Below are 13,049 nucleotides of genomic sequence, written 5' to 3'. Positions count from 1 at the left end.
GCTCCCCATGAAGACACGCACAATTTACGTCGCGTCCCGCCCGGATGCGGATTCGTACGCGCAGGCGATCCGCGAGCTCGGCGGCAGCGTCGTTGCCGTCGGCATGCAGGTCCGGTCTTCCCAGTCCGGGTGCGCAGGCACGGCCGAAGTCGTGGGCTCGTCCGCGCACCTGGACCCGACCCGGCTCGCTCCGGTTGTCGGAGTCGACGCCCGCAGCGGTCGACCAGTCCGTCTCCACCTGGTGACGACCAGCTGGGGGGTCGGCTGGTGAGCCGCCATTCCGCGGTCGAGGTGCTCGACGCGCGCGAGCGGCTCCGCCGGTCGCCGCGGCGCACTCGTCGGGCAGCCGGCTACCAGCAGCCACGACGGCTTCCGCTGACTCGCCGCGGCTTCGCCGGTGTCGGCGGCGGCCGGTGGCGGTTGATGCCAGCACCGGCGACGTTCGTGGCGGCGAGCGTGCAGGTGTGCGGGCTCTGGCCGTTCATCGTCGGTTCCTCTCGCCCGGATTCTGGGGTTCCGCTCGGCGAAGACCTCGAGACAGGGTCGCTGGTCTACGCGGACCCGATCTCCTGGTTTAGGGCCGGGTTCATCGCGAACCCGTCGGCGATGATCTTCGGCCTGCCGGGGCTCGGGAAGTCCACTCTCGTCACCCGGTGGATCTTCGGCCTGGCCGACCGGTACATCCCATCCTTGGTGCTCGGCGACATCAAGGGCGAATACACGGCGGTGATCCGTGAGCTCGGTGGGGAGGTGCTCGAGGTCGCCCCCGGGACCTTCAGCATCAACCTTCTCGCTCTCGGCGCTCTCCACGACGCCGCCGAGCGGATCCGTGATGTCGAGCAGGTGCATGCCGGCACCGACGAGTTCGGCAACGACCTGTTCAAGACCGGCGCTCAGGTCGCTGCCGAGCTCGACGCGCTCGCGCTGCAGCAGGCCACAACCCTTGTCCTCGCCCTCTGCCGGCTGGTTCGGGGCCGCGGCCTGGAGGATTACGAGGAGACCCTCATTACGGTCGCCATCCGGCTGGCCCACGAGCAGCACGATAACCCGTCGCTGCACACCCTCGACGACATCCTTACCGCCGGCGATCCGGCGCTCAGCCGAGTCGCTGTGACCTACAGCAAGAAGGGATACCGGAAGGCCTCTCAACGGTTGCTTCGGACGGTCCGGTCGATCCTGCTCGGCCCGATGGGCGCCTATTTCGCCGGCACCCAGTCCACCCCCATTCCGGTGGGGCTGCCCGGGGGAGTGTCGGTGGACATCTCCAAGGTCGCCCGCGCTGACGACAAGGTCCTCGCGGCGGTGATGATCGCCGTTTGGGCGCACGGGTTCGCGGCGATCGACGCGCTCTGGGAGCTGTCGCGGGCGCAGCTGGCGGAGTGGACGACGGCGTTGGTGGTGCAGGACGAACTGTGGAAGCCGATGTCGTTGGCGCCCGGCCTTGCAGCGATGATCGACCAGCTGGCCCGAACAAACCGGTCGGCCGGCGTCGGCGAGGTGAAGATCACCCACTCGCCGAAGGATCCCAAGGCGCTGCCCACCCGCACCGACCGGGTGCTGGCGATGTCGTTCGCGGAGAAGTCCGGCATGTTGATCATGTTCGGCCTGGCCAAGACCGACCTGCGTGCCCTCGACGAGACCTCGATCAGTCTCTCCCGGGTCGAGCACCGAGCAGTCGCCGGCTGGCGCACACCGCGTTCGTTCCGGGTGAAACGCCGCGCCGGTTCGCGGCCGAAACCGCCGCCAGGGGCCGGGCACGCACTGATCAAGGTCGGCGAGGCACCGGGGATCCCGGTGCGGATCACCGTGACCGGCGAGGAGCTGCGTTTGCATGACACGAACACCCGCTGGGCACGCACCAGCCCCCAGAATCTCGGAGGTCTTCGATGATCCGCCACCCGCTTCGCACGTTGATCCGCTACGGCATCGGCCTGGTCTGCCTGTTCGGTGGGGTGCCGCTCATGGTGCAGCTAGGGAACCTGTTCACCCCCACCGGAAGCACGTACTCCTGGTGGGCACCGGCGCTGACAGCGTCGCTGGTCGGCCGGAGGGTCGCCTTGCCGGCAGCGGCGCCCGCCCTGCTGATCGTGCTGGTGGTGTTCGCGGTCGCCGGCCTGGTGGCGGTGTCGTTCATCCGTCGGGTGCCGCGGTCCAAGGCCAAGCAGGCGGCCAAACTGCTGAACAAGCGCCGGAACGTCGCCGCGCTCGGACGGAAGAACCGGGCGCAGGAGGCGGCCCGATTGCACCCGAACGCGGAGAACCTCGCCCCGGGCCTGGAGCTCGGCCGATACAAGAACCGGCCGACGCAGTACGCCTACCAAGGCTGGCGAGACTGCGGCATCTTCATCCTCGGTACCGGCCGCGGCAAGACCAGCGCCCTAGTGGTCCCGCGCATGATCGCCGCCCCCGGCGCCGCTCTCATGACCAGCAACAAGGTCGACGGGGTCGCCGAGGTCATCGCCGGACGCAAGGGCAACGGCACCCGTCGCGTGTTCCTGTTCGACAACCAGGGCATCTACACCGACGGCGAACCCACGTTCACCATCGACCTGCTCGGATCGGTGAAAGCGATGCGGCACGCCGAAGAACTCGCCTGGATCCTGGACGACTCCAGCCTCCCCGATGGGGAGCCGGTGAAGAAGGACCCGCACTTCGACCCCGCCGGTCGCGGCCTGCTCTCCTGCTTCCTCTTCGCGGCCGCGCTTGAGCCGTCGGTGCATCTGCAGAAGGTGTATGAGTGGATCGCGCTGCTGGACGGCGAGCAGCCAGAGCGCATCCTGCGGGCTGCGGGCAAAGTTGGGCCGGCGAACACCGTGCGCGGTGTGATGAAGCATCCCGAGAAGACCCGCGGCAGCATCTTCGCCGTCGCCCAGCGAATGGCATCCGCGCTCGGCGACGACGACCTGATGCGGTGGACCACCCCCACCCGCGGGCTCAACGTATTCGACCCGGACGCATTCCTACGCTCCCGCGACACCCTGATCATGCTCTCTCAGAACGGCCCGGGATCCGGCTCCGCCGGCGTCACCGGGCTGCTGCAGGCGGTGTGCGCCCGCGGCGAACAGCTGGCGGCCGCCAACGGTGGCCGGCTGCCAGTCCCGCTGGTGGGAGAGGTCGACGAGCTGGGCAACATCGTGCGGTGGCGGCGACTGCCCGCCCAGGCATCGCATTTCGGGTCGAAAGGGCTCTGCATCAACGGCTATCTCCAGTCGTACGAGCAGGGCATCGGGATCTGGGGCAAAGCCGGCATGGACGCCTACTACGACGCCTGCGCGATCCGCGTCTACGGCGGCGGCAGCAACGACGAACCCTGGCTCGGCGGCTTGTCTCGCATGATCGGCCCGTACGACAAGAAGACCTCCACCGTCTCCTCCGGGCGCGGCGGCGTGAACTCCTCCGTCGGCCTCCAGGAAGCACCCATCCTCAGCACCGCGGATCTCGCCTCGATGGACGAATGGGATGCCGTGGTGTTCTCCGGCAAGGCCCGCCCCGCCCTGGTGCGGATGCGGCCGTGGTGGGAACGACCTGACCTGGAAGCACTCGTGAAAGAAGGACTCGCATGAACGACGAACACACCACCGACACCGCCGACGACGCCGAGACCGGCGCGCCCCCGGCCCCGGCAGGCTCCGATCTGGATGCGATGATCAGCGCCGCGCTGAACGCGGATGCCATCAAGGAGACCGCGCACGACGCGGCCACCGAGATGCTGAAGAAGGCGGTAGAGAAGGCAACCCGGCAGGCGACAGCCGAGATCTTCTCGGATGAGCAGCTGGGGCACATCCGCGAGCACACTGCGGCCGCCGTGCAGCAGATCTTCCCGCGGCCGGAGTCCGAGGACGACGATGCTGACGAGGAGCAGGCACCCCTCCTAGACGAGGAATACACGGCACTCTTCCTGTCGTGGGCGGCGGAGTTCCTGCCGATCATCGAGACGGCGAATCAGTCCACCGAGGAGCACCTGTGGTGCACACTCTGGTACCTGCACCCGGAGGCCATCGCCCGGCTGACCGCGTTGTGGTTGGCCTGGGAGGAGGCGCGCGGCAGCGACGACCAGCGCGCCCGCTCCTCGTGGTGGGTCGACCACTGGGACCGACACGTGCCGATGTTGCTGTCCTCGCGCGGACCGTTCCGCAAGTGCGAGCTCGAGCATCGTGCGCCCGTGGTCCGTCTCGGCTACCAGGCACCGCCGGAGACGTTCCTCATCCCACGACACTGACACGACACCACGCGGAAACAGCGAAGGGCCGGCCCATCTTGGGCCGGCCCTTCGTCATCGTGCCGAAGATTCGAGGATCAGAGCTCGCGACCCAGGTCGTGCTGGCGGGCGGTCTGGGCGGCGTTGCGGGAACGCTCGGCCTGTTCGGTGACCGCGCGGGAACGGGCCGCGGCGTCCCGGGCAGCGGTGGCCTGTCGGTTCTCGATGTCAGCCTCCGTGTGGACCTCGCGCAGCTGCTGCTGGATCCGGGCCTGGGTCTGTCGTTGCTGAGCTTGGGTCTGGGCCAATCGGGCGGCGATCGGGTCGTTGGGGTCGTGATTGGTCACGGTGGGAGCCTTCCTGTTGATGGTTGGGGTGGGGGTGGTGACGTTGCTGGCACGGCGGCTACGTTCGCTCTGCGCGCTGACGGCGGCCGTGCGTTCGCCCGTCGACGCGGTCGGTGCCGCCTCGGTGCCGCGCCCACCCTTCTGCGGCTGCAGGGTGACGGGGTCGCTTGCGGCCTCGATGGTCGGTGAGGGTGCGGCTTCGGGCTCGACAATGGGGGACGGCGTGACGGCTGCGGTGCTGGGGGTGGGTGCGTCCGCGGCGATCGTGTCCAGGAGCTGATCGCGGAGGGTTTGCTCGCGGCGAGCGGTGCGACGTGCGACGCGGTCAGGGTCGAGCCGGTTCACCGCGTGCTCGGCCGCGGCGATCGGACGCTGCTTCTCGATCCGGGCGGACAGTTTCTTGATCCGCTGAAGGTGCTGGTCAGCGTCGAGGGTGCGGGTGTTTCCGCGGGCACGGGAGATCGCGGAGGACTTGTGCATGGCGGTCACTCGGGCGGTCAGGGTACGGCCGAGCTCGCCCTCGCGCAGTGCGGCCGGGACGGGCTCCGGGGTGCTGGGGTCGACCTTGTAGCGCGTGCGGAACAGTTCGATCTCTGCGGCCAGGCGCATCCACCTCTTCTGCCGCGCCGGGTTGGCCGGAACCGGACCGAGCGCCCGCGACCAGTCGGGCCGCTCGGCGACGAGTTCGGCGCCTCGCAGGGTCATCCGTTGGTCGATGTAGGCGGCGCGTTCGGCCAGTTGGGTGCGCCATTCCTCCGGGAGCTGGGGGTCGTTCTGGGCGGCACGATCGACCGCCCATTCGAAGAGACCGGTGTCGGATCCAAGGTCTGGTAGCGGGGTCAGGCCACCGTCGTCGATGGCGAGAACGATCGCCTTCTCGACGCGCCAGGAGAGCACGGCGCCGATGTCATCGGCGTCGCTGAAGCCGCGTTCGCTGTAGGTGGTTTGCAGGAGCACGGCCGGGTCCATGCCGTGCTTCTCGGCGCGGGCGAGGCCAGCGGCGACGGCGTCCCACCCGTCGGATCCGATGAGCCCAGCTGCGGCGGACGAGTCGAGGACGGTGCGGGCGAGTAGGGCAAAGCGGTGGGCGTGTGCTTGTGCGGCGAGGTCGGCGTGCTGGTCGATGAGGTGGCTGAGGTCGTGGACGCGGGCGGCTTCGACGTCGATCATCTCGTGCGCGGAGAGGTTGGTGTCGAGGTTGCGGGCAACTTGGGCGAGCACGTCGTCGGGGTGTTGTCCGGGTTCGATTTCGACGTAGAAGACGTTGAGGTCGGTGCCGCGGGTGCCGAGAACGTACGCGTTGGAGCGGGTGGACCGGGCGGTGACGACGCCGCGGGCAGCGCCGTCGACCCAGAGACCGGTGTCATCGTTCCTGCCGCCGAAGGTGTCGCCTTCGAGGGCGTGTCCGGTGAACGCGTACCCGAGTTCGGTGTGCGCGGTGACATAGGAGGCGGGCAAGGTGATGGTGCCGCCGTGGTGGAGGTGGCGGACGGTGATCGTTCCGTTGCGGTGGACCTGGGTGACGGTGTAGAGGTCGCCGTTGTCGACGTTGTCGCGGTCGCCGTTCATCTTCAGGGTGTTGTCGTTGCGGCGGGTGAGGACGCGGTCGCCGACGTGGGCGAGGTGCCCGTCGGACAGGCGCACACCGTGTCGGCCGCGGACGGTTCCGGTGGCGATCGCGTGCGCTTGGGCGCGAGCGTTGAGCTCGTCGACATAGGTACGGGTGGGGGCGCCCATGACGGATTCACGGCCGGCGTCGAGGTCGGCCAGGTAGTCGGCGAAGATGACGTCGACGAGGCGGTCTTTGGTGGCGGCGATGATGCGGCCGTTGTCCTTGTACCAGGCGAACGGGTCCACGCCGGCGGGGGATTCGCGGAGGATCTTCGAGGCGTCGCGTTCGGCGTGGTTGGTGAAGCGGTAGATGTTCTCGAGCTCGACGGCGCCGACGTCCTTGGCGATCCAGCGGACGATGCCACCGGCGCCGGGGGCGGAGTTCTGGGCGTGGTCGCCGAGCGGGCGAACGAATCCGCCCTCACCGAGGATGAGCTGGGTGGCCTGGTCGATCAGGCTGGTGGCGCCCATGAATCCTTCATCGATGACGTAGACGTCGCCGGGCTTCATCGCGTAGCGGGCGGAGACGTCGGTGCCGGCCTTCGCGGCCTCGCGGTGGGCAGTGAGGAGCGCGTCGATCGTGTACGCGGGCACCCCGACCTCGCGGGCGAACACCTTGGCGGCCTGCTTGGAGGGAGTGAGTCCGATGAGTCGGCCGCCGGCCTCCTGGACGGCGGCGGCGGCGAGTTTCATCGACCGGGTCTTGCCGGCGCCGGCCGGTCCGACACCGACGACGATCTGGGTTCGGCGGGTGACGAACGCGTGCGCGAGGGCGACCTGGGCGACGTCCTTGTTCGGGTGCTTGGCCAACGCGGCGGCGAATTGGGCTTCGGTGACGGGAGCAGCCTGAGTGTGTTCGGTGCGGGCGGCGCTGAGCACGCGGTGCTCGGCGTCGAGGATCCGGCCAGAGGTGTAGACGGTGGCCTTAGTGCCGTGGGGCAGTTCGCCCACGGTCTGTTCCAGTGGCTGGAAGGTGCTGTGGATGGGGTCGGGGGTGACCTCAATGGTCTCGTCGGTGAGTGCGCTGCGGAGGATGAACTGGTACGCGGCCTCCGTGTCGACGGGGGTCCCGTCCAGAGTGAGGGTCGCGTACCGGTTGTGGTTGAGGTACCGATTCAGCTCGGCTACGACGTGGTTGTACCGCCAGGTCGAGCGTTCCTGCTCGACGGTGGCCATGATGCTCTTGGTCGCATCGACCAGGTCGATGGCGACGATGGACTGGGTGGCGCGGAAGCCGAGCTGTTCGGTCAGTTCGACGGTTGCTGCAGCATCGTCTGGGGCGTGCAAGGAGGCGGTGCGCTGCACGTCGGTCTTCACCTGGCGGAGGGTGCGGGGCTTGGCCTTTTGGGGGCGGGTGTCGCGCCAGGCTTGCGCGTCGATGGCGATCTGTGCGGCCTTGTCGGGAGCATGGCCGTGCTCCCGGATGTACGTGTTGGTGAGCCGCTCGGTGGCTTGCCGGACGCCGCGGCCGCGGCTGGAGAAGACGTCGATGAGCTTGGCGGGGACGCCGACGATCTCGCGGACGGTGCGCTTGCCTTCGGTGACGATGCGCGCGTAGGAGGGGATCCCGGCGGCGTCGAGGTGGTCGAAGAGACGTCGAGTGTTGTACTCGGACGCGGCCACGCTCATCCGTAGGAGCAGGTTGGAATCCAGGGTGCGCCACTTGCGGTCGACGCTGAGGCTCTTGTTGGAGACGACGACGTGGTCGTGTACGTGCGGGTCGCCGGTGCGGGACTCGTAGTGCCGGAACCGGGTGATGTTCAGGCCGCCGTCGACGCCGAGCTGCCGGACACCGTTGACGCCGGCGCGGGTGGCGACAGCCTCACGTTCAAGCCATTCGATGGTGTCCTCGAGAGCTCTCTCGATCGCAGTGTTGATCTTCTCGGTGGTGCTGTCGTCGCCGAGCATCATCGCCAGGCTGACGGACTTCGGCGGAGCGAAGGTGAGGTCGATGCCGGCGACGGCATGCTGGCCCGGCTTCATGGCCGCGTTCACGTACTTGCTCAGCTCCTCGTAGTCCAGCGCGTCCCGGCCGTGCGTTTCGCGGAAGAGGATCGCGCCCTCGCGCATCCGGATCTTCCGCGCCTCAGCCCTGTCGGGTGCCCGGCCCATCGTGCGGGTGAACTCGTCGATCTGGAAGTCCACCGCCTCTCGCAGCGTGGTGTCCTTCACGTCGTACTTGTAGTAACGGCGGCCGAGCTTGACCGCCTTCTGGATGTCCTTCTCGCTGGCGCCCGCGGCCACCATCCGCTCGGTGATCGCATCCGCGTCCGGGTGCAGTCCTTCACCGAACAGGGCACGCATCTGCGCCTCGGTCACCACGCCGGAGACGCCCAGGTTCTTGATCCCGCCGCCCATCCACACGCCCGGTGGGTTGCCCTCACGGGCGTAGTAGTCCGCGAGCTGGGTGCCCTTCTCACGGACCTGATCGTCCGAAGCGACGTTCTCGAGGTAGTACTCGTACCCGGCGCCGGCCGAGAGAATGCGCGGAGTCATCATGGCCGTGACACCGGCCGCCCGGCGAGCACGGCGACGGTCGCGAAGGCTGTCTCGCCAGCTACACACACGACTGACATTCGCTCACTTTCTGCACAGAGTGCCCATATGCACTATCGGTGCATATGGGCACTCTACCTCGTTCATTACTAATGCCAAAGGTGCCTGCACTTCAGTGGTTGCGGAATCAAAGGAGCAACAGTCACTGGAGGGCAGATGCTTCGTCGAAGACTTGAAGCAGCTGAGGCAGAGCACAGACTTCGAAGAAGTCGAGCATCTGCATCAGCTACAGACAGCCCCAACGGGGTGGCGCCGTCGCCACCCCGGAGGGTCCTTCCCCGCGCCCGCTGGCCGGTAGCCGTTAGGCCGGCGGGCGTTTCAGCTTCGCTGACACCGTTAGGGGGACGCACTGCGAGCTCGAGGGAGTGGGAGGGGGCGGGCCCCCTCCCGGCGCGGCCCGTGGGGACGCGCCGAGAGGCGCGCGGGACTGGCGGCGCAGTCGGGGCCGGCCACCTCGATCCATTCGGGGGAGCGGGAGGGGCTCGCCCCTCCCGGGGCGGACCGGTGGGGACGCGCCGCCACGTCCGCGGGGCCGGCGGCGCGACGGGAGGAGGCCACGTTCACTTGCACCTTCGGTGATAATGAAGAGGAAAGCGAAAGGAGCACGAGATGGCGAGGAAAACCTCTGATGCGCGCGCGGTGAGCGCGCGAGAGCGCGCTCGGGAGCGGGCAGCTCAGTACCGTGCGCGCGAGGCACGGCTCGAGGAGCTCGGTGTGAGCTATTTCAGCGCGGTCGATCAGGTGGAAAGGGTCTACGCGCTACGCGATAAGGAGATCGCGGTTGCGGAGGAGAAGGCGTCGCGCGGTTCAGCTGAGGCGCTGGCAGACGCCGATCAGGTGATCCGCGAGATGCTCGAGCTCGGTGTGCCGCGCGCCGAAGCCATCGAGCGCCTGGGATGCACGTCAGCAGACGTGCGCCGGGCGACGGCGGTCGCCGGTCAGGCAGCCCCGGCTGAAGACGACGAGCCGGAAGTGGAGGCGGCGGAGGGGCGCATGCTGGCCGAGCCCATGGTCGACGGGTCGACGGCCGAGCACGGAACTTCGGGCGCGGGCGAAGCAGGGCACAGCGAAGAGTCGAGGGACGACGCTGAGGCCGCGCGAGGGCCGGACTTCTCGATGGCTCCCTGAGTTCACCGGGAACGACAGAGCGCCCTGACCCTGAAATGAAAAGGGTCGGGGCGCTCTGGCGTTCGCCGCCTCTCTAGAAAAGTCTCGGGTGGTCGATCAGGTCGGCGAGTGCGGCGGCGATCGCGTCGCGCTGCCAGCCCTGCTCGAGCAGGAGCGCGCGGAGCGCGCGCGAGCGGGCCGTGAGGGCCTTCCTGCTGATGCCGCGCATTCCGGTCGTGGTCGCTCCATTCCCGGTGCGACCCTTCTGCGCGCGGTCGCGCATATTGCTGGCATGCGTGCCGGGTGCCAGGTGGGATAGGGCAGGGTCGGCGTCGACGTGCACGCACAACGGGACGTCGCAGGAGTGCATGAGAACGTCGGCGCGGGTGAGCGGGCCGACGGTGCGGTCGTAGAGGTATCGGTGCGGTCGGACGGCACGCTGGGTGCCATCGCGGCGGATCCAGAATCGGCCGTAGCCGTCGTCACCGATCGCGCCGACCCAGAACCAACAATCGTCAGGCTCTGGCCCCTTGAGAACATGGGAGAGGAATCGGTCGATCTCGGATTCGGTCGCCACGGTCAGTAGCTCCGCGTGCACCAGTCGGTGGGGCACAGCTCGAGACCGAACAGCGACATGAACGCTTCCGGATCGACCCAGCCGGGTGCGTCGGGGAAGGTGGCGAGCTGGGCGACTTGCGGGTTCTTGTTGCCGCTGACGTTGATGCGGAGGTCGAGGTGGCAGCCGGTCGATGGGGCCTCGTTGCCGACCGCGCTGATCTGCTGTCCGCGGGTAACCTGGTCGCCGATGTTCACGAGCCGGTCGGCGAGGTGGGAGTGCAGGTAGGAGACGGTGAAGCCGTCAGGCGATTCGATCGAAAGGGTCAGCCGGTCGGAGACCACGACGCGGCCGGGCAGGATCGCGTAGATCGGCTCGCCGCATTTGCCGACGAGGTCCACGGCGGGGTGCCAGCTGGAGGCTCCCTCTGTTGGCGCGGAGCGTGGGCCGAACCCGTCCGTCATCATGTAGGGCGCATTCAGCGGGTAGGCGGCGGTGCCGGCGGTACAGGCGCGCGCGCCCGTCGAGACATACGTCTGAGCGAGCTCGTTCGTGACGCTCACCGCCGCCGGCCAGAACTTCGCATAGTAGTTCGGATCTTCGTTGATCTGTACTGCATGGGCGGCGAGAGTCGGCTCCATCTGCTGCCATCCGGCGACGCCCGACAGCCGCTTGAAGAATAGAGCAGCCGAGATCTCCGGATCCATGCGGTCGGTGGTGGATCCCCACGTGCTCTGCTGCTGGAAGAGTCCGATTGAGTCGGCGACGGAGCCGTCCGGGTTGATGGCGTTGTCGCCGTAACTGAGCGCCCGGAGGCCGCTCTCGCCCATTGCCGTCATGACGCCGAGCTGCTGGGCCCGAACGTCCAGATCCAACGCCGCGGCCGCGTTCATGATGTGAGCCGCGTTGACCAGCTGCTCGCTGACGTAGCCGTCGATGACCGCGTCAGAGGGGATCGCCTGCACGTTGACCGTGCCGACACCACCACCGCAGCCAGCCTGCGCGGTGGAGGAGCCCACGACAACACTGAACGCGATGCCGAGAATCAGGGCGAGCACGCCGCCGAGAGTGCCGACCAAAGCCTTCATCGCCGACCTCCGCATGGGAAAACGGCGAGCGGACAGGCTAAGCAGTGAGCATGCGGCATGGCCGCACCCTAACCCATATGCACTACAGGTTCAATTGAAGGGGTTGGTTCCGAACGTGTGCGTGATGAGGGAGCGGAACGCGTCGAGGATCCGGTCTCGGTCTGCGCGCCAGTAGGTCTGCCGACCGCTACCTCGGGAAGTGTACGCGCGCCGCTCGATGAGCAGACCAGCGTCAACCAGCGGGGAGACCTGTTTTCCGACCGCGTTGCGGGTGATACCGAGGCTGGTCATGACATCGCGTGCTGTGATCTCCTCGGACGAGAGAGCGAGGCGCAGGATCTCGATGCGCGTGCCAGCCACCCCGAGCGCGTCGCGCCCGGCGCGGTCGTGATCCGAGGTGGTGCTCATTCCGGCATCGTATCGAGTCTGAGGATGACCTTCCGGCGCAAGCGCCGCGTGCAGAGCTCGGCGCCGCCGAAGGCGCATGTCAGCGCGTGGTGTTCGGGTCGACCCAGCGGGCAACGACGGGTTGGCCGGACGCTTCACATTCCTGCTGCCGTCGAAGAACGCCGTGACGATGAACTGACCCTCAGCCATTTCGCGTGTCCTCTACACGGTCGGGGTGGGCGCTCAGCTCATCCGAGTGCTCGCGATCGCGGGCGGTGTCCGCGTCGAGGTCCTCGAAGTAACGGACGACGGCGCGGTAGAACTGCTCACGGAATCCGAGGCTGTCCTCGGCGGTGATGGTGTCGCGGTGCTGGTCGCTGGACTCGGTGAAGGATCCGCGGGCACTTTCGCCGGTAACGACGATGCTCCCGCTCTCGTCGAGCCGCGCGGTGACGGTGATGTGGGGGCAACGCTTGCTGAGCTTGCGCTGGATCCAGGTGATGTCTTTCATGGTGGCCATGTCAGTGCTTCCTCTCGTTGGGGTGGTGGGTCTATGCGACGACGGGCCGACGATGATCGGCCCCGGTGGCGATCGCTGAAAGGACGGTCGCGGTGCCGGGCACCCGGACCGGCCACGCGCTTGCGGTGACCCGGGTGGGCTGGCCGCGCGAGGCGACGACGTCGAACCCGCGGTGGAGCCGGCGGGCCGCGCGGACGCGCACCGCCCGGTTCGGGACGGCACGAGCCCGGTCGAGCTCCGCCTGCGCGTCGGCGAGGTCGGCCGCGAGTTGCTCACGCTCGGCGAGTGCGATCCGGACACCGACCTGGAACAGGACCACCCGCAGGGTGCGCCTGGACCGGATCAGCGACGCTGGCACCGTGTACAGCTTCATCGTGTGCTCCTCGTGGTCTCGGTCTGGTGGGTCACTGGCAGGAGCCGCACTGCAGCAGCTCCATCGGGTCGAGGGGGACGGCGTAGCCGCCGACCTCGTCAAGGCCGAGGGAATGGTCCCGTTGGTCGATGTGGTCGTGGAGGATCTCGTACGCGTCGACAAGCTCGATGTCGTCGCAGCATTCGCCGACACACACATCCAGTGGGCAGATGATGCGTTGGTTGGCGGTGTCGTTGAGTTCGTCGACGCGCTCACTGACTTCGGACATGCACTGGGCGAGGCTGCTTGGGTTCATCGGTTCGTCCC

The 13,049-nt window shown here is 68.1% G+C and carries 12 protein-coding genes; 5 read left to right on the top strand and 7 right to left on the bottom strand.

The annotated features are described in order from the left end of the window. Nucleotides 1-7 precede the first annotated feature (7 nt). Genes ACPPVW_RS18570 through ACPPVW_RS18555 form a run of 4 tightly spaced genes read left to right on the top strand, consistent with a single transcriptional unit; the run spans nucleotide 8 to nucleotide 4,219 of the window. Nucleotides 8-271 (top strand): hypothetical protein, encoded by a 264-nt coding sequence (locus tag ACPPVW_RS18570; RefSeq protein WP_426624530.1) that lies wholly within the window; start codon nucleotides 8-10, stop codon nucleotides 269-271. Next, nucleotides 268-1,890, top strand: a complete 1,623-nt coding sequence (locus tag ACPPVW_RS18565; RefSeq protein WP_426624529.1) for a hypothetical protein — start codon at nucleotides 268-270, stop codon at nucleotides 1,888-1,890. Before ACPPVW_RS18570 ends, ACPPVW_RS18565 begins: the two co-directional genes overlap by 4 nt. Further along, nucleotides 1,887-3,563 carry a type IV secretory system conjugative DNA transfer family protein gene (locus ACPPVW_RS18560; RefSeq protein WP_426624528.1) on the top strand — a complete coding sequence of 559 codons (1,677 nt, stop codon included), beginning with the start codon at nucleotides 1,887-1,889 and terminating at the stop codon, nucleotides 3,561-3,563. The genes ACPPVW_RS18565 and ACPPVW_RS18560 overlap by 4 nt, the downstream gene beginning before the upstream one ends. After that, nucleotides 3,560-4,219 (top strand): DUF4913 domain-containing protein, encoded by a 660-nt coding sequence (locus ACPPVW_RS18555; RefSeq protein WP_426624527.1) that lies wholly within the window; start codon nucleotides 3,560-3,562, stop codon nucleotides 4,217-4,219. The genes ACPPVW_RS18560 and ACPPVW_RS18555 overlap by 4 nt, the downstream gene beginning before the upstream one ends. A gap of 77 nt (nucleotides 4,220-4,296) precedes the next feature. Here the strand turns inward: ACPPVW_RS18555 and mobF are convergent, their stop codons facing one another. Continuing rightward, complete coding sequence (mobF, locus tag ACPPVW_RS18550; protein ID WP_426624526.1) at nucleotides 4,297-8,655, bottom strand: MobF family relaxase; 4,359 nt, start codon at nucleotides 8,653-8,655, stop codon at nucleotides 4,297-4,299. A 666-nt stretch (nucleotides 8,656-9,321) separates the two neighbouring features. Here mobF and ACPPVW_RS18545 point away from each other — a divergent pair. After that, nucleotides 9,322-9,840 carry a hypothetical protein gene (locus ACPPVW_RS18545; RefSeq protein ID WP_426624525.1) on the top strand — a complete coding sequence of 173 codons (519 nt, stop codon included), beginning with the start codon at nucleotides 9,322-9,324 and terminating at the stop codon, nucleotides 9,838-9,840. 73 nt (nucleotides 9,841-9,913) lie between these two features. On the opposite strand, the gene ACPPVW_RS18540 is transcribed toward ACPPVW_RS18545, so the two are convergent. The 6 genes from ACPPVW_RS18540 to ACPPVW_RS18515 all read right to left on the bottom strand — a co-directional run bounded on the left by ACPPVW_RS18540 (nucleotide 9,914) and on the right by ACPPVW_RS18515 (nucleotide 13,011). Then, nucleotides 9,914-10,396 (bottom strand): hypothetical protein, encoded by a 483-nt coding sequence (locus ACPPVW_RS18540; RefSeq protein ID WP_426624524.1) that lies wholly within the window; start codon nucleotides 10,394-10,396, stop codon nucleotides 9,914-9,916. Between the two features lie 2 nt (nucleotides 10,397-10,398). Next, nucleotides 10,399-11,463, bottom strand: a complete 1,065-nt coding sequence (locus ACPPVW_RS18535; protein WP_426624523.1) for a M23 family metallopeptidase — start codon at nucleotides 11,461-11,463, stop codon at nucleotides 10,399-10,401. Between the two features lie 90 nt (nucleotides 11,464-11,553). Further along, nucleotides 11,554-11,871 (bottom strand): ArsR/SmtB family transcription factor, encoded by a 318-nt coding sequence (locus ACPPVW_RS18530; RefSeq protein ID WP_426624522.1) that lies wholly within the window; start codon nucleotides 11,869-11,871, stop codon nucleotides 11,554-11,556. Between the two features lie 181 nt (nucleotides 11,872-12,052). Continuing rightward, nucleotides 12,053-12,370 carry a hypothetical protein gene (locus tag ACPPVW_RS18525; RefSeq protein WP_426624521.1) on the bottom strand — a complete coding sequence of 106 codons (318 nt, stop codon included), beginning with the start codon at nucleotides 12,368-12,370 and terminating at the stop codon, nucleotides 12,053-12,055. Between the two features lie 31 nt (nucleotides 12,371-12,401). Beyond that, nucleotides 12,402-12,743 (bottom strand): hypothetical protein, encoded by a 342-nt coding sequence (locus ACPPVW_RS18520; protein WP_426624520.1) that lies wholly within the window; start codon nucleotides 12,741-12,743, stop codon nucleotides 12,402-12,404. Between the two features lie 31 nt (nucleotides 12,744-12,774). Next, nucleotides 12,775-13,011, bottom strand: coding sequence for a hypothetical protein (locus ACPPVW_RS18515; protein WP_426624519.1), 237 nt, complete (start codon nucleotides 13,009-13,011; stop codon nucleotides 12,775-12,777). Nucleotides 13,012-13,049 lie beyond the last annotated feature (38 nt).

Origin of the sequence: Leifsonia sp. McL0607, from assembly GCF_049993355.1 — a bacterium.
Taxonomy (GTDB): Bacteria; Actinomycetota; Actinomycetes; order Actinomycetales; family Microbacteriaceae; genus Leifsonia.
Note: the sequence above shows the minus strand (reverse complement) of the source record. Positions and strands in the feature narration are given on the sequence as shown.

Bases quoted from the DNA above. Each gene is read 5' to 3' on its own strand.
- ACPPVW_RS18570 (WP_426624530.1), top strand. From the start codon at position 8: ATGAAGACACGCACAATTTACGTCGCGTCCCGCCCGGATGCGGATTCG.
- ACPPVW_RS18560 (WP_426624528.1), top strand. From the start codon at position 1,887: ATGATCCGCCACCCGCTTCGCACGTTGATCCGCTACGGCATCGGCCTG.
- ACPPVW_RS18555 (WP_426624527.1), top strand. From the start codon at position 3,560: ATGAACGACGAACACACCACCGACACCGCCGACGACGCCGAGACCGGC.
- mobF (WP_426624526.1), bottom strand. From the start codon at position 8,655: ATGATGACTCCGCGCATTCTCTCGGCCGGCGCCGGGTACGAGTACTAC.
- ACPPVW_RS18545 (WP_426624525.1), top strand. From the start codon at position 9,322: ATGGCGAGGAAAACCTCTGATGCGCGCGCGGTGAGCGCGCGAGAGCGC.
- ACPPVW_RS18535 (WP_426624523.1), bottom strand. From the start codon at position 11,463: ATGAAGGCTTTGGTCGGCACTCTCGGCGGCGTGCTCGCCCTGATTCTC.
- ACPPVW_RS18530 (WP_426624522.1), bottom strand. From the start codon at position 11,871: ATGAGCACCACCTCGGATCACGACCGCGCCGGGCGCGACGCGCTCGGG.
- ACPPVW_RS18525 (WP_426624521.1), bottom strand. From the start codon at position 12,370: ATGGCCACCATGAAAGACATCACCTGGATCCAGCGCAAGCTCAGCAAG.
- ACPPVW_RS18520 (WP_426624520.1), bottom strand. From the start codon at position 12,743: ATGAAGCTGTACACGGTGCCAGCGTCGCTGATCCGGTCCAGGCGCACC.
- ACPPVW_RS18515 (WP_426624519.1), bottom strand. From the start codon at position 13,011: ATGTCCGAAGTCAGTGAGCGCGTCGACGAACTCAACGACACCGCCAAC.